Here is a 25,930-nt window from a genome sequence, read left to right on the forward strand (position 1 = left end):
ATCAACTGGCAATGGATAAACTCATTCTCAACAAAAACCCATACCAATTACTTGCTGCAGCGGCATTCGTAGATCTTTTTATTTTGTGCGTTGCGTGGGAATGGTTTATTTCCCCACTGCGCCCAGGTGGCTCATGGCTCATATTGAAGGGGATCCCCCTTTTATTTGCAATTCCGGGAATATGGAAAGGCAAGGTTTACACCATGCAATGGGCATCAATGATGATATTGCTCTTCGTGACCGAGGGCTTAGTCAGGATAATGGAAAGTGGTGCAAATTTTTGGTTGGCATTGTTGGAGACGGTTTTAGCAACTACCGCTTTTATTTGCCTCTTAATTTACTTGAAACCAATCAAGAAGGAAGCAAAAAACTTGGCAAAGAATAACAAGGAATCGTCTTCATGACAGATAAATTCCTAGAACAATTATCACAAATCATTGATCAGCAATATGTTTTAACAGCCGATCATGACAAAGAGCCCTACCTTACTGATTGGCGTAAACGCTACACTGGTAAAGCACTTGCAATCGTTCTTCCACGCACTTCTTCAGAGATTGCCCAGATAGTTCAGCTTTGTGCGACCAATAAGATTTGCATCGTTCCTCAAGGTGGTCACACGGGCTTTTGCGGCGCTGCCACACCCGATCAAACCGGAAATCAGATCGTTTTGAATTTCAAGCGCATGAATTCCATTCTAGAGATAGACGAAGCAAACCAAACTATTACTGTAGAGGCTGGTTGCATTCTGCAAAATATTCAAGAAGCTGCAGCAGCAAAAGGATTTTTGTTTCCATTAAGCCTGGGTGCAGAAGGAAGCTGCATGATTGGCGGAAACTTGGCCACTAATGCTGGCGGCACAAATGTATTGCGCTATGGCAATACTCGCGATCTCTGTTTGGGTCTTGAAGTGGTTACCGCAAAAGGTGAAATCTGGAATGGTTTAAAAGGTTTACGTAAGGACAACACAGGGTATGATCTTCGTGATCTTTTTGTTGGGTCTGAAGGCACTCTGGGAATTATTACTGCAGCCGTAATGAAGCTGTACCCGTTGCCAATTTCTCAATGGACAACCCTTGTGGCAGCCGACGATGTTGCCTCAACAATTGCCCTGCTCAATCTTTTCCAAAAACGCGCTACTTCACTGCTAACCGGTTTTGAGATGATGACCAATGAATCGCTCGTCCTCACTGAAAAGCATTTTCCTCAGAAGGCAAATCCTTTGAAAGGTAATCCACCATATACGGTGTTGATCGAGTTATCAGACCATGAGAGCGAGGCCCATGTTCGGCAACTCTTGGAAGATATATTGCAGGAAGCATTTGAATCCGAACTAATCTCCGATGCAGTTATTGCTAGCAATTTATCTCAAGCAAATGCGTTTTGGCATATGCGCGAGCACATCACGCTTGCTCAAGCAGAAGAAGGCGCAAACCTGAAGCATGACATCACCATCCCCCTATCTGCTTTGGATGACTTTATGCGCGAGACTGATGCATTGATCAGAACTCAATATCCAGGTGTGCGCATTATCAATTTTGGACATCTGGGTGATGGGAATCTGCATTACAACATCGCCGCCCCTGATGGGGTTGAGCCGAAGGAGTTCAATCGCTTAAACGAAAAACCTATTCATGAGATGGTCTACGCCCAAGTAGAGCGCTTTAAAGGATCAATTTCCGCTGAACATGGGGTTGGGCAGCTCAAATTAGAGGGTTTACGGGCTCATAAGGGCGAAGTTGCCCATGAACTCATGAAAAGCGTAAAAAAGGCTCTAGACCCCCAAAATCTTCTGAATCCCCACAAGGTTGTGTCTATTTAAAGACTTCAGCCCCCTTTTTTTCAGATTTATTTGTGATTCTTGTCATCCCAAACCCTTTTTGTTGCGTTAAAGGGGTATGGAGGTGGCAAATATGTCAACAAGACTTAAACGTTGGGCCCGTGCTATTCAACAAATTGACCTATCCAAGAGGACCCCTGAGGTTGCGATTGGCTATTTAGACAGCAAATACCGTGATATCGCATGGCGTTACATCCGAATTCTGGGTTTTGAGCGCACCATCAGCTTCATGGCTAGCAACAATTTCCATCCAGAATAAGCAAAATCAAATGCCATAATCCCTAAATAAATGATTTATTTAGGGATTTTCCTTACTAAGCTGAATTTTCTACCGAAAGAAATCTATTGCTTCCTGGATAACGAGCTCAGGAAGCTCTTCTGGGATGTAATGCCCACAAGCTATCGCCCTACCGGTGACCTCTGCATGTGAAACCTCCCGCCAATCATCAACAGGGGCAAAACACTGATTCACCAGCCCATGCTCACCCCATAAAACTCGAACCGGCATTTCTAGCTTTCTGCCGTCCTTGCGGTCCGCGCGATCATGAATAAGGTCTATTGTTGCAGCAGCGCGGTAGTCTTCGCACATCGCATGCATGCTTTGTGGATTGCTTGCTCCAGCAAGATACTCAGACCATCGATCAGGCGAAAAAATTCCTGTACCAGCATGACGCCCCATGTGATTCTTCAGCCAATACTCTGGATTTGCACCAATCATGGTTTCGGGTACCGGTTCAGGCTGAACCAAAAAGAACCAATGCCAATAACCCCTTGCAAATGCCATTGTGGTCTTGTCATACATTGTTAATGTCGGCGAAATATCCAAAAGCATAAGCTTGAGAACGCTGTGCGGAAAATCTATCGCTAGGCGATGTGACACCCTTGCTCCTCGATCATGACCCAAAACATAAAAATGCTTGTGACCCAATGCATTCATTAGGTCATGCTGGTCTTTTGCCATAGACCTCTTGGAGTAAGTGGAATGATCAGGTTTGCCATGCGGCTTAGAGGATGCGCCATATCCACGAAGATCAGCAGCTACAACGGTAAAAGATTTTGCAAGCTCCGGGGCTACCTGATGCCATATTGCTTTTGTCTGTGGAAAGCCATGTAACAAAAGCAATGCTGGCCCAGTGCCACCAACCAAACAAGCGATTTCAACAGGCCCATCATCCGATGAGACGGTAACTTGCTTTTGTTCAAAGCCTGGAAAAGTAACGGCCATAGGTTATGAAATTTTAATAAAAATAAGAGGCTGATTATTTAGTTGGAGTAGCGTTTGCAGAAACCTCCATTGCAACGCGTACAACCTTTTTTGCCATCTCAATAAACGAATCAACCGAGCCTGAAGCAGTCCTAAAAGATTCGCCCTGCACGGTGACCAACCCTTCGCCCAATAATTCTTTAGTTTGGCTATCAGTAATTTTGCTTTCCACTAGTAATGCTGGTGTTTTCGAATTCACACCACCAGCATAAGTAGCTGCACTTACTGCAAGACCAATAGGAGTGAAATTCCATGGTTGCAAGCTATCAGTTGAGCTTTCTGCACCTGTGATGCCAACTGTAAATCGAGCAACGCCAGGACCTGGGCTTGTCACAATTTTTACATTGCCACGAGCATTCACCGCTGCAACCATTGAATCTTGCAATGCAATTTGAGCTTGAGAAATCGCCTCAGGCGAAATTTCCTTTGTTGCACTTTGATTTAAGTAAATGGGATCCAAAATTACCGCTGTATAACTTGTCGGGCTAACTCCAGATTTGCGATATCTCCAAATGCGAGTATCGGTATGGATAATGCTTACAGGTTGCAATAAGGCGTAATTGGGAAGAAAACCGGATCGCGGCATTGGCTCTGATGCTAGCTTTGGAGTATTACTACATGCCACAAGGACAGTAATAATGAGTGCCACAAAAGAAAGTCGATGATTGATGCGCATATATATTCTTTAAAGAGAGGGCTAATTAGGAGATGGGCACGGCAGAATCCCGCCGGTCTTTTTATGTAAGGATGGCTTGCAGTCTGCTGATGTAGCTTGAGAAGAGTGGTTTGGAGTAACTGCAGCTGCAGTAGTGGCCTCAGATGACAATTGAGTTGAATTTTGGGTAACAGATGGCGCGCTTGCGGCGGTTTGAGCTGGTTTAGCTGCCTCTAGTCCTACTGATTTATAAAACGCCTTATCAGATCCAGGACATGGCATAACAGCACCAGTCTTTGGATTCACGATATCCTTACACTGAGGATTGGCTTCTAATCTAGCCTCTAGTTTTGCTGTTGAGCAAGCAGTAATGCAAATACCCAGAGTAACTGTTATGCAGAACTTAATACTCAAAACATTCGGCAAAGATAGGTTTAACACTATCCCGCCAAAATCTTAGACAAGAAATCTTTAGCGCGATCAGATCGCGCATCTGGATTGCCAAAAAACTCTTCTTTAGGGCAATCTTCAATGATGCGGCCTTGATCCATAAAAATCACACGATTACTTACCTTGCGAGCAAAACCCATTTCGTGGGTAACGCAACACATTGTCATACCTTCATTTGCCAGCTTCACCATCACATCCAGAACTTCACCAACCATTTCTGGATCAAGTGCTGAGGTGGGCTCATCAAATAACATCACAATGGGATCCATGCTCAATGCACGAGCAATGGCAACACGTTGCTGTTGTCCACCAGAGAGTTGGCCTGGAAATTTATCTTTGTGCGCAATTAAGCCAACGCGCTCTAAGTATTTCAATCCATGAGTTTTGGCGGCGTCAGCTGTACGACCCAATACCTTCATTTGTGCCAAAGTGAGGTTTTCTGTAATGCTTAAATGCGGGAACAATTCAAAGTGTTGAAACACCATACCCACCCTCGCCCTCAATTTAGGCAAATTAGTCTTTGGGTCGTGCAAAGGCGTGCCATCAACAATAATTTGTCCAGCCTGGAAAGGCTCTAATGCATTGATCGTTTTGATGAGGGTTGATTTACCGGATCCAGAGGGACCGCAGATAACTACAACCTCACCTTTCTTGATTGAGGTGCTGCAATCCGTTAAGACTTGGAAGTCGCCGTACCACTTAGAAACGTTTTGAAGTTCAATCATGATGAATTATGGTGTGGACATTAAAAAATTAGCGAATGATTGCCACTTTCGATTGCACTTTACGAACAATCTTAGAAAGTGAAAAACAAATAATGAAGTATGTAAATGCAGCCAAAATATAGGTCTCGATTGGTCGACCATAATTTTTACCGGCGATTTCAAAGCCCTTTAATAGGTCATAAGCGCCAATTGCGTAAACCAACGAGGTATCTTGAAACAAAATGATGGTCTGCGTCATAAAGACAGGAATCATGTTTCTAAATGCCTGCGGTAAAACAATAAAGCGCATATTCTGACTATAGGTCATCCCCAGGGCCTGCGCTGCATATCCCTGCCCCTTTGGTACAGACTGAATACCTGCACGAACAATCTCTGAGAAGAATGCGCCTTCGAATGCAATAAAGGTAATTGTTGCCGATAAATCAGCGCCGATCGGCCGACCAATTAACATGGGAATCAATAGGAAGAACCAAAGAATTACCATGACTAATGGAATGGATCGCATCGTATTGACATAGATGGTTGCCGGATAAGCTAATGCAGGCTTACCAGATAAACGCATTAATGCAAGAAATGTCCCAACGAGAATTCCACCAACAGTAGCAATAACAGTTAACTGCACACTGAAGAGAAGACCCTTCAAGATATAGTTCGTGAAGAGCTCCCAGTTATAGAAACTTAAATCTAAGCTCAACATGCTGACACCATTTGAATAAAGGCTGTGATCATTAATGTGCCGCTGCTTCTGAATTAGCAACAATGAAGCCTGGAATACGTGAACGCTTCTCGATATATGCCATGACACGATTCACCGCAAAGGCTGATAAGGCATAAAGCAAGGTTACCGCTAAATAAATTTCCACCCCATGCGATGTCTCCTCTTGCGCCTGCATCGCAAAGAGCGTTAACTCAGGCACCGAGACTGCAAAAGCAACAGAGGAATTTTTAATGAGATTCATGCTCTCAGATGTCAGCGGCGGAATCACAATACGTAATGCCATTGGCAAAATAACGTAGCGATAGGATTGAAAAGTGGTGAGACCCAAGGCGGTGGCGGCAGACTTTTGCCCAGAAGGTAAAGACTGAATACCCGCCCTAACCTGCTCCGCGATACGAGCCGAGGTAAAAAAACCTAAAGCAATACTGACCAACAAATATGATGGGAAAGATTTCAATACAGGAATGAATGCTGGAACAACGTGGTACCAAAGAAATACCTGCACCAAGATTGGAATATTCCTAAATAGCTCAACCCACGTTGTTGAAAAACGTACCAAGAATCTATTTAACTTATTATCAGGCGGCAAGGTACGTAAGGTACCCATGACTGCCCCTAGAATTAAAGCAAGAAAAAGACCAAGGGCTGCAACCGCTAAGGTCCAGCCCCAAGCCTTCGTTAACCAATCCAAGTAGCTTGGATCTGGATTTTTTCCAAGGGTAAACAAGGCCGAAAAACAATGTTCAACAGGCTCTTGGTCTAACGTGCCCTTACAAAATATTCCTAGATCCATAGTCCCAATCGTATCAAGATGAAATGATTTTCAATAAAAGCGATTGAAATTACTTCTTGTTGTAATCCTCGGCTGGCTTGTCATTCAAATTTGCCCAAGCATTTTTAGTTGCTGGTGATAACTCAAGGCCAACAACAATATTTTTTGGAGGAATTGGTGACAAGAACCATTTATTCCAAAGCTTTGGCATGTTACCGTTTGCAACGATCTTAGCAATAGCAGCGTTCACTGCAGCTCTAAATTCAGGATCATCTTTGCGAACCATAATGGCAATAGGCTCAGTGCTCAATACCTCACCAACAATTTTGTAATCTTTAGGATTCTTGGAATTAGCAATATTGCCTGCCAAAATAGACCCATCCATTACGAATGCATCAGCACGGCCTGATTCTAATAAGAGAAAGCTATCTGCGTGATCCTTACCAAACACTTCATCAAAGTTAACGCCAGTAGCTCTTTCGTGTTTGCGGAGTAATTGAACAGAGGTGGTTCCAGTAGTGGTAGCTACTTTCTTACCATTTAAGTCTGCAATCGATTTAATTCCAGAGTTTGCCTTTACAGCAATACGAACCTCTTCAACATAGAGCGTATTTGCAAACCCAACATCCTTTGCGCGAGCTGTGTTGTTAGTTGTGGTGCCGCACTCGATATCAACCGTACCGTTCTGAACCAAAGGAACACGATTTTGTGAAGTAACAGGCTGATAGTTGATGCGTAGAGTATTCATGCCCAACTTATCTTTAATGTCACCTAAAATCATGCGGCAAATTTCAACGTGGTAACCATCAAAACGGCTGTCGCCAGTGGTGTATGACATGGGGATAGATGATTCACGCACACCCATTGTTACGGCACCAGTGGATTTCATTTTGTCTAATGTTTGGCTTGCCGCCTGAGCATTGATGCTAGCGAGCAATAAACCAGCAGCAATCAAACCTGCCTTAACCATTGAAATACGTTTCATAGAAATTCTCCTTTAATTACCGCACTTTTTTATATGGTGATATGGATACACCTGCATTTATAGCAAATTTATAGGTTAACGTAGGATTTTTGCATGAATTTACGGGGTTTCAACCAGAGCTGAGAGAAAAAGCTGAAATAAAGAAACTTTGGCCTGCCCAGCAGGAGTCGAACCTGCGACCTACGGCTTAGAAGGCCGTTGCTCTATCCAGCTGAGCTATGGGCAGATATTGGCTGGGTCTATATCAGAACTAAATAGAGAAAATGGTCGGAGTACAAGGATTCGAACCTTGGACCCCCTGCTCCCAAAGCAGGTGCGCTACCAGGCTGCGCTACACTCCGACGGAATCAACATTCTACACCGACAGGGCTATTTCAGGCAAATCCTGTAATATTCCGCACATGAGTGCCCATTTTTCAAGCAAATTGAATAAGCAGATACAGGCCGTAGTTGCGGTCTTATTGCTGGCATTTTGCATATTGGGAACACATTGGGTGGGCCTTAATCACAGCGTTTCTCACGTTGGTCTCTCAAAGCAAACTGTTTGCGAAAGCACCACTGCGGCAAGCATAGCTACCACTGCTCATAACTCAGATGTCTGCCATCTATTTGATGCATTAACGTTAGCTGGCTGCATTCCGCCAAGCTATTTTGCTGCGCCTTTAGCAAAACATATACAAGCCATAAGCCATCAGGGAAATGCTGTACAAGTAGATGCGCCCACTCTGATTGCGTATCAATCGCAAGCACCTCCTTCCTTCATCCCCTAAACACTAAGCTCAAACCAGATCGTTAATTCTGGTTTTAATTGTTTACTAATCGCCAATAATTTGGCGAATATGGATGAAGTATGTATTTTCAGCATTTCCGAACTTATCTTGTTGCAATCTCGCTAATCACATCATGCTTAATGAGTGCGAATGTTTGGTCGCAAAATGACCTTGATACGGCATTGCAGATCAATGTCAGCGGCTCTCGCGATGATGGTCAGGGGTTCTTATCACCAAATAAAGTGCTAGCTGGAGATGAGCTGCAAAATAAGCTTGGCAAAACTCTGGGTTCTACGCTTGCAAATGAACTAGGAGTATCGGCTACAGGTTATGGATCTGGGGCTTCGAGACCTGTAATTAGGGGGCTTGAAGGTGCTCGTGTGCAAATCTTACAAAATGGTCTCTCTGTTGGCGATGTATCAAGCATTTCTCCAGACCACGCTGTAGCTAACCCGATGCAAAATACTCATCAGATCGAAATATTACGTGGCGCAGCTGCTTTAATGTACGGCTCTGGCTCTAGTGGCGGCTTAGTGAATGTATTAAATGATCGGATCGTAACCACGTTGCCCGACGCATTGTCTGGCGCAATGAATGCGAGTTATGAAACCGTAAATCAAGGCAAAACAGGCAATATTGAGCTAGATGCACCAGCCGGCCCCCTAGCTTTACATCTTGATTCAACTATCAGCAACTCGAATAACTATCAAATTCCTGGTTATGCAGAGCAAGGTGGACCAAATGCGAACTGGGAGATCAATCCAGGCAAGCCTGTAAACGTTCCCTACAGTGGAAAACTCCCTTTTTCATTTAGTAATCAGAACAGTTTAGGTCTTGGTGCCTCGTATATTCGAAATGATGGCTACACCGGGGTTTCATTAGAGAGAATGAATCACAACTACGGCATACCTACAGCCGAAGGTGGGTTCATACAGCAATCCCAAAATCGCTACGACCTGGCCCATCAGACAAATGATCCATTTGATGGGTTTACCTCCCTAAAGTTCAGCGCAGCAAACACTAACTATCAACATACTGAATTTACCAATAACGGCATTGCCTCTACCCAATGGAATAACGCCGCCACAGAAGCGCGATTGGAATTGGCCCATAAACAGTGGCTTGGATCAAAGGGCGTGATTGGTGCCCAAGTGACTGGCGCAACGCTGAATGTGATTGATTTGACTACATATAACTATGCCATCGTCCCGCAAACAAAATCCAATGCAAGCGCCCTATTTTTGGTTGAAGAAGGACGCTACGGTGACTTGAAAACCAGCTTAGGCGCTCGCTACGGTTATGCAGCGCAAAACCCAAACTCGGCAACTCAGTTTCCCAACCCTAGTTCACAGGGTTTTGTGCCAAATATATATGGGCCACCAAGTATTCAGAATCGACAATTCAATTTGTTTTCATATTCAGCTGGTGGAATGTATGACCTTGCGAAAGGCTACGGTCTTGGCCTAGCATATACCGTTTCGCAAAGAGCACCGACACCACAAGAACTATATTCCTACGGGCCTCACGACTCGACGGCCACGTTTGATATTGGAAACTCCAATTTAGGCACTGAAACATCCCACAATGTTGAACTTAGTTTCCAGAAAACTTTGGGTGATATTCGTAGCAAAGTCAGCCTTTATCGCAACCAATTTACGAATTACATTTATGGCTACTACACTGGCTCATACAGCACAACAAACGAGAACTTTTCCGTTGTTCAGGCTTCGCAAGCGAATGCCAACATCAGGGGCGCAGAGGGCGAGCTATCCTATAACTGGAATCAAACAGGAATTGGTAGTCGCATTTTTGGTGATGTGTCACAAGGCAGCTTTAATGCTGGAGGAAATTTACCTCTACAACCGGCACCACGCTTAGGCGCGGAAATGGCCTATCAACGTAATGGATGGCAAAGCAGCGCAACCTATATTTACAGCTATCAACAAAACCGTTTAGCCAACTGGGAAATCGGGCCAACACCAAGCTATAACCTGGTAAATGCAAACCTTTCCTACACTGAGCGAATTGGGAAAATCAATTGGACTAGCTATTTAGCGCTGAAGAATTTACTGAATCAAGATATACGATATGCAACGTCACCTATGGCTGTACGACTCTATGCTCCACAACCAGGTAGAAGCTTAATGGTGGGTGTACGCGCTGCTTTCTAGTAAATAAGGCAAAGAAAATTAACTAGTTGGAACTAGGTCAACAATACTTTTAGCTGTTCTCATGGCAACATTGACATCTTTAGTCTCAACCATAATGCGAAGCAGTGGTTCTGTGCCAGATGCCCTTATCAGCACCCTGCCAATATCCAGCAGCTCTTTTTCAACTAACTGAATCTGCTTACTTAATGTTTCATCCGTTTTCCAGTTATAGCCGGTCTTGAATTTCACATTTAAAAGCACTTGGGGGAAAATCTTTACATCATCCAATAGTTGGGACAGACTCTTTTTATTGTGACTCATGGCTGCCAATACTTGCAGCGCAGCTATCGTGCCATCACCAGTAGAGTGCTGATCCAGGCAAAGTAAGTGTCCAGAACCTTCGCCACCGATAATCCAGCCCTTTTGTTTAAGCAACTCAATTACATATCGATCGCCAACATTTGCCCGCTCAAATCCCATGCCCAAACTTCTAATGGCGTTTTCTACCGCTAGATTGGTCATCAGAGTACCGACTACACCGCCTAGTTTTTGCCCCCGGTCTAATCGGTCCTTAGCCAACACATACAAAAGCTCATCGCCATTGAACAACCGACCGGAAGCATCAACCATCTGCAAACGATCCGCATCGCCATCCAGCGCAATGCCAAGATCTGCCTTGGCGTCCTTAACCTTCGCTATCAACGCTTCTGGCGCAGTGGCACCACAGCCATCATTAATGTTGCGACCATCTGGATTGACGCCAATCGAAATTACTTCCGCTCCAAGTTCATGGAAAACATGGGGTGCAGTGTGATATGCAGCGCCGTTAGCACAGTCTACAACCAGTTTTAATCCCTTTAAATTGAGATCGCCAGGAAAGGTGGACTTGCAAAATTCAATATAGCGTCCAGCGGCATCATCCAATCTAAATGCTTTACCCAACTCTTTTGAGCTAACGCAACCCATCGGTTTTTCAAGTTCAGCTTCAATTGCTAATTCAAAATCATCTGATAACTTATCGCCATTAGCCGAGAAAAATTTGATACCGTTATCTTGATAGGGATTGTGAGAGGCAGAAATCACAATACCGGCTGATAAACGCAACGCTTTTGTCAAGTATGCAACGCCTGGGGTTGGAATTGGACCACACAGCATTACATCAACGCCTGCTGCAGCAAACCCAGCTTCAAGAGCTGCCTCTAAGAGATAGCCGGAAACGCGCGTATCTTTACCAATAAGTACCTTGCAACGCTCTCTAGAATTTGCATCCCTACTTAATACTCTGCCAGCAGCATAGCCGAGACGGGTCATAAAATCCGGAACAATCGGAAATTTGCCCACTTCACCGCGAATGCCGTCAGTTCCAAAGTATTGTTTTTTCATAAGTATTGATTATAAAACTTTGAGGAATTTGGAAAGAGAGCTAAATCTTAGGTATTTACTGCTTCCCATAGCTTTAAGGCATCGATAGTTTCAGGTACATCGTGTACCCGAATGATTCTAGCTCCACGATCAGCAGCCATTATTGCTGCTGAAATACTAGGTGCAAGACGCTGATCCGCTTCCTTGCCGGTGATCTTACCTAGCATTGATTTTCGGGAGATTCCAGCCAGCACTGGAAACCCCGCCTCTGAAAAGAAATAAAATTTGGCGAGCATCTCTATATTGTGCTCAAGACTCTTACCAAAACCAAAACCTGGATCAAAAGCAATTCGGTTGAAATCAACACCTTTGCTGATCAAAAGATTGGCACGTTCTTCCAAAAACTGCATCACTTCAGCTAGAACATTTTGATATTCAGGATTAAATTGCATTGTGAGCGGATCGCGTTGCATGTGCATTAGGACTATTCCGCAGTGTGGACTCTCAAGAACGACATCGATAGCGCCCTCCTGGCGTAATGCCCAAATATCATTTACGCAATCCACTCCAGCCCGAAGGGCTTGACGCATTGTTTCTGCTTTGTAAGTATCGATTGATAAGGGGACTCCGCAACCTTTTAAACCTTCTATTACCGGAAGCACACGGTCGAGCTCTTCTTGCAATGAAACTGGTTCAGCGCCCGGTCTTGTAGATTCGCCACCAATATCAATTAAATCCACGCCAGTAGCAATCATGATTTCTGCCATGGCAATAGCATCTTTTGCTGATCGGAACTTACCGCCATCAGAAAATGAATCTGGTGTGGCATTTAATATGCCCATGACAATGGGACGCTTGCGTTTTGAGAAGTCAAAAAGGAAACGCCCACAACGCCAAGTTGTGGGCATCTCTTTTTTACCAATATTGTCAGTCACAGACTATTGGAAGATCTAGGCCGTGGCGGGAGCGCTTCCAGCTACTGGGCCAGTTGTTCCAGCAGAATTACCAAATTGAGTAGCTGGAGGAGGTTTAGGAGCTCTGGGTGGGCGACCTTCCATGATGTCCGTGATCTGCTCAGCATCAATCGTTTCCCACTCAAGCAGAGCCGCAACCATTGCCTCAACCTTATCGCGATTCTGTTCTAAGATGGATTTAGCCAAAGCATACTGACTATCAATTAAGGTGCGAATTTCCGCATCAACCTTCTGTTGAGTCAGCTCAGAAACTGTCTTGGTGCTATTGCGACCAAAAATACTTTCTGATTCAGTATCAACATAAACCATGGTGCCAAGGCTATCACTCATGCCATAGCGAGTAACCATATCGCGCGCCATTTTGGTGGCGCGTTCAAAATCATTTGAAGCACCAGTGCTCATTGAATTAAGGAAAACTTCTTCTGCGGCACGACCACCAAAAAGAATCGCTAATTCTTCCAACATGCGATCTTTGTAAAGATTTACACGATCATGCTCTGGCAATTGCCAAGTCACACCAAGTGCCATGCCACGAGGCATGATGGTCACTTTATGAACAGGATCAGCTTTGGGCAGAACCTTAGCAACAACAGCATGACCAGACTCGTGATAAGCCGTATTGCGACGCTCTTCTTCACGCATCACTGCTGACTTACGCTCAGGACCCATATAAATCTTGTCTTTGGCATCCTCGAAATCTTTCATGTCAACTGAGCGCTTATTGCGACGCGCAGCAAACAATGCGGCTTCGTTTACAAGATTAGCCAAGTCAGCACCTGAAAACCCTGGTGTACCGCGTGCTAGAACCGCTGCATTTACATCAGGATCGATTGGAACCTTGCGCATATGTACTTGAAGAATTTGTTCACGACCTCGGATATCTGGTAAGCCAACATGAACCTGTCTATCAAAACGACCTGGGCGCAATAAAGCTCTATCCAAAACATCCGAACGGTTAGTTGCAGCAACAACGATAACGCCGCTATTACTCTCAAAACCATCCATCTCAACCAACATTTGGTTTAAGGTCTGCTCTCGTTCATCGTTGCCACCGCCCATACCTGCGCCACGATGACGGCCAACTGCGTCAATCTCATCAATAAAGATGATGCAGGGTGAATTCTTCTTGGCATTTTCAAACATATCGCGAACGCGAGATGCACCGACACCAACGAACATTTCTACGAAGTCCGAGCCAGAAATCGAAAAGAATGGAACCTTTGCTTCGCCCGCAATCGCACGAGCCAAAAGGGTTTTACCAGTTCCCGGAGGCCCTACAAGGAGTACACCATGCGGAATACGTCCGCCAAGCTTCTGAAACTTTTGTGGATCCTTTAAGAAGTCGACCAACTCAAAAACTTCTTCTTTTGCTTCATCGCAACCTGCAACATCAGCAAAGGTCACGGTATTACTGTTCTCGTCAATCAAGCGTGCTTTTGATTTACCAAAAGAAAATGCCCCGCCCTTGCCGCCACCCTGCATCTGACGCATCATGAAAAACCAGAAACCAATAATCAGTAATGTTGGTCCGAGGTAATACAAAGCAGAAACCAGCATATTAGGTTCGTCTTCTGCTTTGCCAGTAACCTGCACACCGTACTTCATCAAATCGCCAACCATCCAGATATCGCCCGGAGAGATGATTGAATACTTATTGCCATCAGCCGGGGTCACTTGCAATGTGCGACCCTGAACATCAACGCGCTTTATCTTGCCCGCCTTGGCGTCATCCATAAATTGGGAATACGTAACTTGGTTTTGGTCCTTGGGTTTATCAAACTGTTTAAAAACAGTAAATAAGACCAAGCCCACAATGAGCCACACACCGATTTTTTGAAACATATTGCTGTTCAAAATAAGTCCTTTTCTGGATTGATCCAGGAGTTAAAGCGAATCGCTACCTAAGTATTTGATTCTACTACCAGCCTTTTTCAAGGGCCTTAGCGAGATTTATTTAGTAAACCCATGTAAATCAGGGGGTTATTTGCTGAATTTATTGGCTTATTTAGGTGGTTTTAGGTTTCGACCCAAAAGAAAGATTTCCGAAGATCGAGCTCTTGAAGCCTTTGGCTTTCTGGAAGACACTGATTTGAAGACCTTTTTGAAGGACTCCACAATTTGACTGTAACCACTACCGTTAAAGCATTTAATCAACAATGCCCCCTCCGGTTTTAGATGTGCGACAGCAAAGTCCAAGGCGATTTCAGCCAAAAAAGCCATTCTTGCTGCATCCGCCACCCCAACACCAGACAAGTTTGGCGCCATATCAGACAGAACTAAATCGACCTTGCCACCAGCTGATTTGGGTAGCAATGCTTCAAGCGCAGCCAGACCCTCATCTTCACGGAAATCCGCCTGAATGAAATTCACATCAGCAATCTCTTCCATGGGCAAAATATCAATCGCAATAATCTGACCATCAGGCTTGCCAGACTCAATAGCGGGATTGCTTTTGGCAAATTCGGTTAAGCGATTGCGTACATATTGCGACCAGCTACCAGGAGCACTGCCCAGATCCACAATTGTCATGCCAGCTTTAATGAGATGATCTTCCTCATCAATCTCGCTTAGCTTGTAAACCGCTCTGGCGCGATAACCCTCTTTTTGGGCCATCTTCACATAAGGGTCTGTTAAATGGTCTTGTAACCAGCTTTTATTAAATTTATTCTTTGCCACAACGTAATCACTTTCAAGGGCATATTTTCCTTGTTTCTTTACCCTAAAGCAAAAAGAATTGCACTAAAAGCCTTGAATTTTGGATCTAACAGGGCTTATTTGGACTCAATGCTCTATCATCAAGCCCATGACAGCACTTACGATTACCCCAGCGCAACGCAAATCCCTAAAAGCAGATGCCCATGGCCTAAACCCTGTAGTAATGGTTGGAGGTGATGGCTTAACACCAGCCGTGATCAAAGAAGCAAAATCCGCTATCAATCACCACGGACTGATTAAGATCCGCGTGTTTGGCGATGATCGTGAAGAGCGTATTGCAATCTATGAAGAGCTGTGCGACAAGCTTGATGCCGCCCCTGTACAACATATCGGCAAATTACTTGTTCTCTGGAAACCTAAAGATGTAGTTGACGAAGCTTACGCCAATCTTGGTCGCTCTAGCAAGCAGACCAAGAAGACCTTGCAGGCTCCACGCACTAAACGCCAACCAAATCGCACAAGCTCTAAAGTTGAAAGGCGCACTAGCACTTCGGAGAGATCAGATCGACGCTCAGTCTCATCTAAATCTCCATTTGAACGAGCAGCTGCTGCTAAATCAACAACACCAAAAAAACGAGTGTTGCGTTCGGAGGCGGCTGAGTCAAAGATTGGTTGGTCATCTCCAGGCTACCGCAAAGCAACGCCTGCACCAGCGCCTATTAAAAAACGTAAGGTGCGTATGAGTAGCAACAAGAAAAAATCACTGGGATCCTAGTAATTCAAATACACAAACAAACGTCGCTAGTCGACGTTTTTTGTTGACCACCAAACCAATGCAATCCCCAAGATTGATTGAATGATGAAAATCACGCTAGATACCCTGTGCAGCAGTCCAAACAGACTGGCACTACTTGTATCGCGAACGGATATCCCCAATTGCAGGGCTTGATCTCGTAATGCATTCATCCAGGGAATAATAATGAATGCTGCCACTACAGTGCAAATCAGCATCAATAATAGTGTCCAGCGGATTAGCCGATAAGATCGGTTACCAAGTTTGACTAAACGATTGGCGATAAGCATTAAGAGACTACAAACCCCAACGCCAATGTATGAACTTATCTTGAATAGATGAGCGGCAATGACTCCCGCAATCTGCCGATCCCCAATCGTGGCAAACAAAATGGGGACAACTAAAAAACCAATCGTAATGAAACCGCCAACCCAAAGTCCAGAAATTACGGTAAATAATCGCTGGATTTTGGTGTGAGACATTAGATGTATTTAACCGCTAAGATTTCAACCTCGCGATTACCGCCGGGGGCTTGAACTGCAACAACGTCACCCTCTTCCTTACTAATTAACGCGCGGGCAATTGGCGAGCTAATCGAGATCTTATTCGCGGCGATATCTGCTTCGTCATCGCCAACTATTTGATAGGTAAATTTAGTGCCGTCCTCAAGATCCTCAAGATCTACAGTGGCTCCAAAGACAACGCGTCCAGAGACATCCAATGCAGCAGGGTCAATAATTTGAGCGGCAGATAACTTGCCTTCTAACTCTTGAATTCGACCCTCAATAAAGCCTTGCTTTTCTTTGGCGGCGTCATACTCGGCGTTCTCTGAGAGATCTCCCTGAGCGCGAGCTTCTGCAATCGCATTAATGACTGCGGGACGCTCTACATGCTTAAGATGGTGTAACTCCTCTTTTAGGAGTTCTGCACCACGTTTAGTAATTGGAATTGTACCCATGCTGCTAACCTAACTTAAAAAAGGCGCAAAACGCGCCTAGATAATTGATTTTAGATTAAATAAGCGTTCCATGTAAATTCTGCAGAGAATAAACCTCTAAAGAGTCCTTGTTGCCATTCTGCGAAGCTAACAATCCATCCATCACCGCCCTAGCCGCACTAATGGTTGTGTAATAAGTCACGCCGTTTGCTTGTGCGCTAGTACGAATTGAACGAGAGTCTGCGATCGCAGTACGGGTCTCATCAACGGTAGTAAATACCAATGAAATCTCACCATTCTTAATGAAATCGACAATGTGCGGACGACCGTCCTTTACCTTATTTACCAACTTAACTGGCAATCCAGCAGCCTCAATAGCAGCAGCAGTACCTTTTGTGGCCACCATTGGGAAACCGAGTTGGTGCAAGAGCTTGGCAACCTCTACCGCCTTAGGTTTATCGCTATCTTTTACAGTTAAGAGCACAGTGCCGCTCTTAGGCAACTTAATGAATGCACCCAACTGAGACTTAAATAATGCTTCGCCAAAAGTTTTACCCACACCCATGACTTCACCAGTAGAACGCATCTCTGGTCCTAGTATTGGATCAATACCAGGGAACTTATTGAATGGAAATACCGCTTCTTTGACTGAAAAGTATGGAGGCTTCACTTCAGACTTGATATTCTGCTTATCTAAAGTCTGACCCACCATGCAACGTGCCGCAATTTTGGCTAATTGCAAACCAGTTGCTTTAGACACAAACGGAACAGTACGTGATGCTCGTGGATTTACTTCGAGAACATAAATAACATCTTTGCCATAAACATTCTGAATCGCAAACTGCACGTTCATTAATCCAACAACATTGAGACCCTTTGCCATTGCGGCTGTTTGACGCTTAATCTCATCAACGGTGGCATCTGATAGAGAGTATGGTGGTAATGAACATGCAGAGTCACCTGAGTGAACACCAGCCTGTTCAATATGCTCCATCACACCGCCGATAAAGACTTTACCGCCATCGCTAATACAGTCAACATCGCACTCAATCGCATCATTCAAGAAGCGATCTAGCAAGACAGGAGAATCATGAGAGACTTTAACCGCCTCACGCATATAACGCTCTAAGTCGCGGCCATCATGAACGATTTCCATTGCTCGCCCACCAAGAACATATGACGGACGAACAACTAATGGATAGCCTATCTCTTCTGCAAGCTTTAAGGCCTCATCCTCAGTACGTGCAGTACGATTTGGTGGTTGACGCAAGCCCAAATCATGCAAGAGCTTCTGGAAGCGCTCACGATCCTCTGCGGCATCAATCATGTCCGGCGAAGTTCCAATAATTGGTACACCGTTACGCTCTAAGTCCAAAGCGAGTTTCAATGGTGTTTGTCCGCCGTACTGAACGATTACGCCTTTTGGCTTTTCTTTGGCAACAATTTCCAGAACATCTTCAAGCGTTAATGGCTCAAAGTACAAACGATCGGAAGTGTCATAGTCAGTAGAAACGGTCTCTGGATTGCAGTTGACCATGATAGTTTCATAGCCATCATCGCGCATTGCTAATGCCGCATGTACACAGCAATAATCAAACTCAATACCCTGACCAATTCGGTTAGGGCCACCACCCAAAACCATAATCTTTTGCTTATCAGTTGGACGTGATTCACATTCGCCATGCTCAGCTTCATATGTTGAATACATATAGGCCGTATTGGTTGAGAATTCAGCTGCGCAAGTATCCACACGCTTATAGACAGGAACCACCTTTAAACGATGGCGCGCTGCACGCACAGAGGATGCATCAACGCCAAGTAATTTTGCTAGGCGTCTATCAGAGAATCCTTTTTGCTTCACAAAGCGGAGCTCTGCAGCTGACAGGCTATCTACCTTACGCTGTTTGAGTTCAGCTTCAATCGTGATGAGTTCTTCGATCTGCTCCAAGAACCAAGGATCGATTTTGGTTTCGCTATAGACCTCATCTAGACCCATGCCCATGCGGAAGGCGTCTGCGAGATACCATATGCGATCAGGACCAGGTTCATTGATTTCATTAATAATGTCATCAAGATCTGAGGAAACCTCATCTAAACCATCAACGCCGACTTCGAGACCACGCAAAGCCTTCTGGAAGGACTCTTGGAATGTACGGCCAATCGCCATCACCTCACCAACAGACTTCATCTGCGTAGTTAAACGAGAATCAGCTTGAGGGAATTTCTCAAAAGCGAAGCGTGGAATCTTGGTCACAACATAGTCAATAGATGGCTCAAACGAAGCTGGTGTAGCACCGCCAGTAATATCGTTCTTTAGTTCATCTAATGTGTAACCAACGGCAAGTTTGGCTGCAATCTTGGCGATCGGAAATCCAGTCGCTTTAGAAGCTAGTGCGGATGAGCGAGAAACGCGAGGGTTCATTTCAATCACAATCATGCGTCCATCCACTGGATTGATTGAGAACTGAACGTTAGAACCGCCTGTATCTACACCAATCTCACGAAGAACAGCGATCGATGCATTTCGCATCAATTGATATTCTTTGTCTGTCAGAGTCTGCGCTGGCGCAACGGTAATCGAGTCACCTGTATGCACGCCCATCGGATCTAAGTTTTCAATGGAGCAAACAATAATGCAGTTGTCGTTGCGATCGCGCACCACTTCCATTTCGAACTCTTTCCAGCCCAAGAGAGACTCTTCAATCAAGAGTTCACGTGTTGGAGAGAGATCAAGACCACGTTTGCAAATCTCTTCGAATTCTTCACGGTTGTAGGCAATACCACCGCCTGATCCACCCATGGTGAATGAAGGGCGAATAACTACTGGAAATCCAGAGCTACCTGTTTCTTTCTGAATGCGCTGCTGTACTTCATGCGCTTCATCCATAGAATGCGCAATACCTGACTTTGCAGATCCGAGACCAATCTTGGTCATGGCATCCTTAAACTTTTGACGATCCTCTGCCTTATCAATCGCTTCTGGAGAGGCGCCAATTAATTCACAACCGTACTTTTCCAATACGCCATTGCGATGCAAATCAAGTGCGCAATTCAAGGCGGTTTGTCCACCCATTGTTGGCAAAATCGCATCCGGCTTTTCGGCTGCAATAATGCGTTCAACTACTTCCCAAGTGATTGGCTCGATGTAAGTTACATCAGCCATCTCTGGATCAGTCATGATGGTTGCAGGATTGCTGTTAACCAAAATGACTTTGTAACCTTCATCACGTAATGCCTTACAAGCTTGCGCGCCTGAATAGTCAAACTCACATGCTTGACCAATCACAATCGGTCCAGCACCAATAATCAAAATGCTCTTAATGTCGCTACGCTTAGGCATTATTTGCCCTCCTTCTTGCTGGCAGCATTCATGAGCTCCACAAAACGATCAAATAAATAGGCGATATCGTGAGGACCGGGTGAGGCCTCAGGGTGACCCTGGAAACACAGGGCTGGCTTGTCTTTCCATGCCAGACCCTGTAATGAGCCATCAAATAAAGAAACGTGAGTTACTCGCACATTACTTGGCAAGGTATTTGCATCTACTGCGAAACCGTGATTCTGTGAAGTAATGGCTACGCGACCAGTATCCAAATCTTTCACAGGATGGTTAGCGCCGTGATGACCAAATTTCATTTTTAAAGTTTTGGCACCAGCTGCTAATCCCATAATTTGGTGACCTAAGCAGATGCCGAAGGTTGGTACACCCTTTTCAATAATTTCCTTAGCGGCGGCAATGGCGTAATCACATGGGCCAGGATCGCCAGGACCATTTGAGAAAAATACGCCATCTGGGTTCATGGCCAGCACTTCAGCCGCAGGAGTCTGGGCCGGAACCACAGTAAGTTCACATCCACGCTCTGTGAGCATACGCAAAATGTTACGCTTAACACCAAAGTCGTAGGCAACTACTTTTTTGACGGGCTTGGATACATCCAATGACTTATAGGCAGGTTTTCCATTAGGGCCACAGAGTAACCATTCTGCTTCACGCCATTCATAAGGCTTCTTGGTTGTAACCACCTTCGCCAAATCAAGACCAGCCATTCCAGGGAAGGCTTTTGCTAATTCCAAGGCTTTTGCAGATAAAGATTCATAGCAATCGCCCAATTTGCCAGCAACAACCGCGCCAGATTGGGCGCCCTTATCTCGCAGGATGCGGGTGAGCTTACGAGTATCAATTCCGGAGATGCCGACAACACCTGCATTTGCAAGGTAACTATCGAGACTGGCTTCAGAGCGGAAGTTCGATACCCTTTTTGGTAAATCTTTTATTACTAAGCCAGCAGCATGGATTTGATCGGATTCTGCATCCTGGGCATTGACACCTACGTTACCAATATGGGGGTAAGTCAGAGTCACGATTTGTCGTGAATAACTAGGATCGGTAATGATCTCTTGATAGCCAGTTAGTGCGGTATTGAAAACAACTTCGCCAGCAGTCTCGCCTGGGGCGCCAATACTAAAACCGGGGAAGATAGTGCCGTCAGCTAAGGCCAACACGGCAGGAGGAAAAGAAGGAAGCAAGGGTGACAAACTATCTCCAGTCCCTGCTCCATCCGACGCTCAACACCCCAAAAAGACCAACCCGGGGCTGTATATGCGGGAGGTGAGTGTCTTTAAGCGCTAGGGTATTTAATTAGTTTCGAACCCTGTAATCATACCAGTTTTGCGTTCTAAGCCCTTGAATCCCCAGCCAATTAGGCTTTGCAAGCCATTCTCCCTAGACCGTAGATCTAGGGAGTCGTAAAAAGCCGAATTATGAAGCTGCCTTTTGGTCGATGATGGTCTTAATTTGAGACAAGACATTTTGGTCCTCCATGGTGCTAATGTCACCAGGATCACGCCCTTCAGCCACAGCCTGTAATGCACGACGAACAATCTTGCCAGATCGCGTTTTTGGCAAAGCAGTCACAACATAAACATGGCTAGGTCTAGCGATGGCGCCCAATTGCCCGTCAACCGTTTTCATGCACTCTTTTTCCAAATTCTCTGCCTTTGATGCATCTTTTGGAATCACGAACGCAATAGCTGCCTGACCCTTCAATTTATCTTCCACACCAACAACCGCAACTTCGGAAATATTAGGATGACTAGAAATGCTTTCCTCAATTTCACGAGTTCCAAGACGGTGACCTGCAACGTTAATCACATCATCGGTACGACCCAGAATAAAGAAGTATCCATCTTTATCTTTAATGCCCCAGTCAAATGTTGAATAGATCAACTTACCAGGAATCGTCTCCCAATAAGTACTAATGAAACGCTTGTCATCGCCCCAGACGGTTTGCATACATCCTGGAGGCAATGGACCTTCAATGGCGATCACACCCTTCTGATCTGCGCCAAGCTCTTCCGAAGTAGCATCATCCAACAACTTCATGTTGTAGCCAAAGGACGGAACGCCTGGTGAACCAAATTTGTGTGGCATCACTTCAACGCCGCGCTGAATTGCCAACATTGGCCAGCCAGTTTCGGTCTGCCAATAGTTATCCACAATCGGCTTCTTAATCGCATCATGAATCCAACTAGCTGTTGGTTCGTCTAAAGGCTCTCCCGCCAAGAACAATGCGCGCAAGCTAGAAAGATCATGCTTAGTTAAGAATGCGGGATCTTGCTTCTTCAATACGCGAACGGCAGTAGGCGCTGAGAACATCACAGAAACATTGTATTTAGCAACGAGTTCCCACCAAATACCCGCATCTGGACGTAATGGCGTGCCTTCATACATGATGGTTGCCATGCCATTGAGTAATGGACCATAAATAATGTAGCTATGACCAACAACCCAGCCAATGTCGGATGTAGTGAACATCGTTTCGCCAGCTTTGCCACAGAAGATGTGGTTCATAGTTGACATCAAAGCCACGGCATAACCACCGGTATCACGCTGAACGCCCTTTGGTTTACCTGTCGTACCAGACGTGTACAAAATATAAGAAGGATGTGTTGCATCAACCCACTCAACCGGAACAATATCGTTCAAGTGTTTTTGTCTTTCGGTTGCGTAATCGAGATCTCTTCCTGAAACAGTCGTGAACTCAGAGAGACCACGATTCACAATCAATACCTTCTCTGGCTTATAAGTTGCCAATGTGATCGCTTCATCCAAAAGAGGCTTGTAAGGTACCGCTTTACCACCGCGCATACCTGCTTCAGCGGTCACTACCATCTTCGGTTTAGCATCATCAATACGGGTAGCCAAGCTATGAGAAGCGAAACCACCAAATACTACTGAATGAATCGCGCCAATACGTGCGCAAGCGAGCATGGCAAAACATGCCTCAGCAATCATTGGCATGTAAATCAAAACACGATCGCCCTTTTGAATGCCGTTGGCTTTGTAAATTGCTGCCATACGATTTACTTCTTCGTATAGCTCTTTAAATGTATAAGCCTTTTCTTGATTAGTCTCAGTAGAGACTGCAACAAGGGCTAATTGATCAGGATTCGATTTGTAGTGGCGATCAACTGCGTTGTAGCAAAGATTGGTGAGGCCACCCTCAAACCATTTTGCAAATGGCGGGTTGTTGTAATTTAAAACTTTATCAAATGGCTTTTCCCAATGTATTAATTTAGCCTGCTCACCCCAAAATCCATCTGGGTCTTTAATTGAGCGTTCATGGTGTGCTTTATAGGACATGGTCAACCTAATCAAAAAGTTTCAAAAATTACTGGTTTTTGCTCACCCCTTTTGTAGCTGAATTCGCTTTTAAAGTCGGTGAACTACCATTTTTCGCAGATTTTGCAAGCCCTGTCGATGCGGATTTATGCTGAGAAGCAGTGCTTTTCCCTGAAGAATTACCCTTACTTGGGGTTCCTGGCGCACACTTTGCCACCTTTGAGCCCTTAGCTCCTTTGACTGGTTTCGGACACTTAGGCGCTGGTGGGGGTGGTTTTTCCAGACTCAAGCTTGCGTTATCCGCCATTGCCGATGAGACATCACCAGTTCTTCCATTGGTTTTTGGAATGATGATGGTGGAGCCCGCTTTGATGCGCATTCCACGAGGTATGCCATTCACTTGTCTTAAAGAATCCGCATCAACTCCCAAACCTTTGGCAACTTGATCTACGCTCTCGGTCTTAGAGACCTTTACAGCAGTCCAGGTTGATAAGGGTTTGTTGAATTTTTTTAGATTAGCTTGAAATATTTCCGCATGACCAAACGGTAAAAGAATTTGCTGGTTTGCATTGCTTAATATCACCGGCTTATTAAAAGATGGATTTAGGCTATGAAATTCATCCTCAGGAATCTCAGCTAATTTAATTGCAAGTGCCACATCAATATCGTTATCTACATCAATTGCTACAAAGTACGGGTGATTTTCTAGTTGTGGCAAAACAATCCCATAGGCCTCGGGATCCAATACGATCTGTCGATAGGCCATGAGTTTGGGCACATACATGCGCGTTTCACGCGGCATCGTCAGACTTTCGTAATCCGTAGGTAAACCAGCCGCCTGATTGCGCTTTTGCGCTTTGAGCACATTACCGGCGCCCCAGTTATATGCGGCTAACGCCAGTTCCCAGCTACCAAATTGATTATTTAAGCGCTGGAGGTAATCTAATGCCGCATCAGTAGATTGCAATATATCTCGACGTTCATCGCGAAATACGTTTTGCGTTAACTGAAAATCTTTCCCGGTAGCCGGCATGAATTGCCAAAGTCCCACCGCTTTGGCACTAGACTTTGCATTCGTAACAAATGCACTCTCTACGAATGGCAATAAGGCGATTTCAGTAGGCATATTACGCGCATTGACTTCCTGCACTATATAAAAAAGGTAGCGTGAAGAGCGAGCCATTGAACGATGCACATAATCAGGTCTGGCGCTCAGCCAACGAACCTGCTCTATTTCTAGCGGACTATTCATTGGCTCCATCTGAAAGCCATCGCGTATCCTCAGCCATAAATTATCGGATGGCGCATAGACCTTACTAACCGATTGGGTCTTTAGATTTACACGAGTAGCTTTTTTAGATCCGCCTTTGGTAGGTGTATCTGAAGACCAGTCACCCGTACTGGCGCACCCCGATAGCAATGCTATTGTTGCAATAGCAACATAAAACAAACGCATTAAAACTGATCTTTCCAAGCACGAATCACTGCAAGAACATGCGCCGAATCAGGAAGCATCGCTTGCCCTGACTTGGCTTTTGCAGATTGAATCACCTCAGCTTGATCACATCTCATAAATGGATTAACTTGAAGCTCTTGACCAATGCTTGTTGGTAATGTGGGTAGATTTTTATCTCTCAGCTCTTTTGCTCGTTCTGACCATGAGATGAGGTTCACATTGTTCGGCTCTACCGCGAGTGCAAATCGAATATTGGATAAGGTGTATTCGTGGGTGCAATACACCAAAGTATTTTTTGGCAGACTCTTAAATTTATCCAGAGAATGAGACATCTGAGTTGGAGTGCCCTCAAACAATCGACCACAGCCCGAGGCAAACAAGGTGTCACCACAAAACAGCATTGGTTCGACAACATTCGCTTGCATATTTGCAAAATAGGCTATGTGGCTTAGTGTGTGACCTGGAACCTCAAGAGTTTTTAGGGTAATTCTTGGTGCGGAGATTTCAAGTACGTCACCTTCTTTAACAAGCTGGGTTCGGCCAGGGATATTGTCACCACGAGGACCATAAACAGGAATATCAGTGCCCAATTGATCAAGTAGCTTCAAAATACCTCCTACATGATCAGCATGATGGTGGGTAATGAGGATTCCTTTTAGATGGAGCTTTGAGTCATCCAAAAACTGTAAAACAGGGTTAGCGTCGCCTGGATCGACCACCAAGGCAGACTTTCCATCATGGATACACCAGATATAGTTATCATCAAACGCCGGAATCGGCCAAACTTGCAATAAAGTATTCATAA

At 44.9% G+C, this 25,930-nt stretch carries 24 protein-coding genes and 2 tRNA genes; 6 read left to right on the forward strand and 20 right to left on the reverse strand.

Annotated features, from left to right (window positions below; translation table 11 throughout):
• Positions 1–11: 11 nt before the first annotated feature.
• The 3 genes from ICV39_RS08065 (at position 12) to ICV39_RS08075 (ending at position 2,096) form a co-directional block, all read left to right on the forward strand.
• A complete protein-coding gene (locus ICV39_RS08065; protein ID WP_215389589.1) occupies positions 12–404 on the forward strand; it encodes a DUF2069 domain-containing protein in 393 nt (130 codons plus the stop codon).
• Entirely contained in the window at positions 401–1,819 is a 1,419-nt protein-coding gene (locus ICV39_RS08070; protein WP_215389590.1) for an FAD-binding oxidoreductase, read from the forward strand. Before ICV39_RS08065 ends, ICV39_RS08070 begins: the two co-directional genes overlap by 4 nt.
• Before the next feature lie 91 nt (positions 1,820–1,910).
• Positions 1,911–2,096, forward strand: a complete 186-nt coding sequence (locus ICV39_RS08075; RefSeq protein WP_015420997.1) for a hypothetical protein — start codon at positions 1,911–1,913, stop codon at positions 2,094–2,096.
• A 69-nt stretch (positions 2,097–2,165) separates the two neighbouring features.
• Here ICV39_RS08075 and ICV39_RS08080 read toward each other — a convergent pair whose 3' ends face one another.
• The 9 genes from ICV39_RS08080 to ICV39_RS08120 form a co-directional block, all read right to left on the reverse strand.
• The gene (locus ICV39_RS08080) at positions 2,166–3,062 is read right to left on the reverse strand and encodes an alpha/beta fold hydrolase (RefSeq protein WP_215389591.1); all 897 of its coding nucleotides are present in this window, start codon (positions 3,060–3,062) and stop codon (positions 2,166–2,168) included.
• A 34-nt stretch (positions 3,063–3,096) separates the two neighbouring features.
• Positions 3,097–3,777, reverse strand: a complete 681-nt coding sequence (locus ICV39_RS08085; protein ID WP_215389593.1) for a DUF3313 domain-containing protein — start codon at positions 3,775–3,777, stop codon at positions 3,097–3,099.
• Between the two features lie 21 nt (positions 3,778–3,798).
• Entirely contained in the window at positions 3,799–4,197 is a 399-nt protein-coding gene (locus ICV39_RS08090) for a hypothetical protein (RefSeq protein ID WP_215389594.1), read from the reverse strand.
• Positions 4,197–4,931, reverse strand: a complete 735-nt coding sequence (locus ICV39_RS08095) for an amino acid ABC transporter ATP-binding protein (protein WP_215389595.1) — start codon at positions 4,929–4,931, stop codon at positions 4,197–4,199. The genes ICV39_RS08090 and ICV39_RS08095 overlap by 1 nt, the downstream gene beginning before the upstream one ends.
• A gap of 28 nt (positions 4,932–4,959) precedes the next feature.
• A complete protein-coding gene (locus tag ICV39_RS08100; protein WP_215389596.1) occupies positions 4,960–5,628 on the reverse strand; it encodes an amino acid ABC transporter permease in 669 nt (222 codons plus the stop codon).
• Positions 5,629–5,659: 31 nt separating this feature from the next.
• Positions 5,660–6,442: an amino acid ABC transporter permease gene (locus ICV39_RS08105; RefSeq protein ID WP_215389597.1), complete on the reverse strand. Its 783-nt coding sequence runs from the start codon at positions 6,440–6,442 to the stop codon at positions 5,660–5,662.
• Between the two features lie 49 nt (positions 6,443–6,491).
• Positions 6,492–7,406 (reverse strand): amino acid ABC transporter substrate-binding protein, encoded by a 915-nt coding sequence (locus ICV39_RS08110; protein WP_215389598.1) that lies wholly within the window; start codon positions 7,404–7,406, stop codon positions 6,492–6,494.
• 149 nt (positions 7,407–7,555) lie between these two features.
• Positions 7,556–7,632, reverse strand: a tRNA-Arg gene (locus tag ICV39_RS08115).
• Between the two features lie 38 nt (positions 7,633–7,670).
• Positions 7,671–7,747: transfer RNA gene (locus ICV39_RS08120), tRNA-Pro, on the reverse strand.
• 60 nt (positions 7,748–7,807) lie between these two features.
• Between ICV39_RS08120 and ICV39_RS08125 the strand changes: the two genes are divergently transcribed.
• Together ICV39_RS08125 and ICV39_RS08130 are read left to right on the forward strand one after the other, a co-directional pair.
• A complete protein-coding gene (locus tag ICV39_RS08125; protein WP_215389599.1) occupies positions 7,808–8,176 on the forward strand; it encodes a hypothetical protein in 369 nt (122 codons plus the stop codon).
• A gap of 140 nt (positions 8,177–8,316) precedes the next feature.
• The gene (locus tag ICV39_RS08130) at positions 8,317–10,347 is read left to right on the forward strand and encodes a TonB-dependent receptor (RefSeq protein WP_251372662.1); all 2,031 of its coding nucleotides are present in this window, start codon (positions 8,317–8,319) and stop codon (positions 10,345–10,347) included.
• An 18-nt stretch (positions 10,348–10,365) separates the two neighbouring features.
• Here ICV39_RS08130 and glmM read toward each other — a convergent pair whose 3' ends face one another.
• The 4 genes from glmM to ICV39_RS08150 all read right to left on the reverse strand — a co-directional run bounded on the left by glmM (position 10,366) and on the right by ICV39_RS08150 (position 15,338).
• Entirely contained in the window at positions 10,366–11,709 is a 1,344-nt protein-coding gene (glmM, locus tag ICV39_RS08135; RefSeq protein ID WP_215389601.1) for a phosphoglucosamine mutase, read from the reverse strand.
• Positions 11,710–11,756: 47 nt separating this feature from the next.
• The gene (gene folP, locus ICV39_RS08140) at positions 11,757–12,596 is read right to left on the reverse strand and encodes a dihydropteroate synthase (RefSeq protein WP_215390961.1); all 840 of its coding nucleotides are present in this window, start codon (positions 12,594–12,596) and stop codon (positions 11,757–11,759) included.
• 42 nt (positions 12,597–12,638) lie between these two features.
• On the reverse strand, positions 12,639–14,516 hold the full coding sequence (gene ftsH / locus ICV39_RS08145; protein ID WP_215389602.1) for an ATP-dependent zinc metalloprotease FtsH: 1,878 nt from the start codon (positions 14,514–14,516) through the stop codon (positions 12,639–12,641).
• A gap of 147 nt (positions 14,517–14,663) precedes the next feature.
• Entirely contained in the window at positions 14,664–15,338 is a 675-nt protein-coding gene (locus ICV39_RS08150) for an RlmE family RNA methyltransferase (RefSeq protein WP_215389603.1), read from the reverse strand.
• A gap of 127 nt (positions 15,339–15,465) precedes the next feature.
• Here ICV39_RS08150 and ICV39_RS08155 point away from each other — a divergent pair, with 127 nt between their 5' ends.
• Positions 15,466–16,092: a YhbY family RNA-binding protein gene (locus ICV39_RS08155; RefSeq protein WP_215389604.1), complete on the forward strand. Its 627-nt coding sequence runs from the start codon at positions 15,466–15,468 to the stop codon at positions 16,090–16,092.
• A gap of 26 nt (positions 16,093–16,118) precedes the next feature.
• On the opposite strand, the gene ICV39_RS08160 is transcribed toward ICV39_RS08155, so the two are convergent.
• The 7 genes from ICV39_RS08160 to gloB all read right to left on the reverse strand — a co-directional run bounded on the left by ICV39_RS08160 (position 16,119) and on the right by gloB (position 25,928).
• A complete protein-coding gene (locus ICV39_RS08160) occupies positions 16,119–16,592 on the reverse strand; it encodes a DUF4149 domain-containing protein (RefSeq protein ID WP_215389605.1) in 474 nt (157 codons plus the stop codon).
• Positions 16,592–17,068 carry a transcription elongation factor GreA gene (gene greA, locus ICV39_RS08165; protein WP_215389606.1) on the reverse strand — a complete coding sequence of 159 codons (477 nt, stop codon included), beginning with the start codon at positions 17,066–17,068 and terminating at the stop codon, positions 16,592–16,594. The genes ICV39_RS08160 and greA overlap by 1 nt, the downstream gene beginning before the upstream one ends.
• A gap of 55 nt (positions 17,069–17,123) precedes the next feature.
• Positions 17,124–20,387: a carbamoyl-phosphate synthase large subunit gene (gene carB / locus ICV39_RS08170; RefSeq protein ID WP_215389607.1), complete on the reverse strand. Its 3,264-nt coding sequence runs from the start codon at positions 20,385–20,387 to the stop codon at positions 17,124–17,126.
• The gene (gene carA, locus ICV39_RS08175) at positions 20,387–21,574 is read right to left on the reverse strand and encodes a glutamine-hydrolyzing carbamoyl-phosphate synthase small subunit (RefSeq protein ID WP_215390962.1); all 1,188 of its coding nucleotides are present in this window, start codon (positions 21,572–21,574) and stop codon (positions 20,387–20,389) included. The genes carB and carA overlap by 1 nt, the downstream gene beginning before the upstream one ends.
• Positions 21,575–21,806: 232 nt before the next feature.
• Positions 21,807–23,690 (reverse strand): propionate--CoA ligase, encoded by a 1,884-nt coding sequence (locus tag ICV39_RS08180; RefSeq protein ID WP_215389608.1) that lies wholly within the window; start codon positions 23,688–23,690, stop codon positions 21,807–21,809.
• Positions 23,691–23,718: 28 nt separating this feature from the next.
• A complete protein-coding gene (locus ICV39_RS08185) occupies positions 23,719–25,125 on the reverse strand; it encodes a transglycosylase SLT domain-containing protein (RefSeq protein ID WP_215389609.1) in 1,407 nt (468 codons plus the stop codon).
• Entirely contained in the window at positions 25,125–25,928 is an 804-nt protein-coding gene (gene gloB, locus ICV39_RS08190) for a hydroxyacylglutathione hydrolase (RefSeq protein ID WP_215389610.1), read from the reverse strand. The genes ICV39_RS08185 and gloB overlap by 1 nt, the downstream gene beginning before the upstream one ends.
• Between the last annotated feature and the right edge of the window lie 2 nt (positions 25,929–25,930).

This window comes from Polynucleobacter sp. MWH-UH25E (assembly GCF_018687095.1).
Taxonomy (GTDB): Bacteria; Pseudomonadota; Gammaproteobacteria; order Burkholderiales; family Burkholderiaceae; genus Polynucleobacter.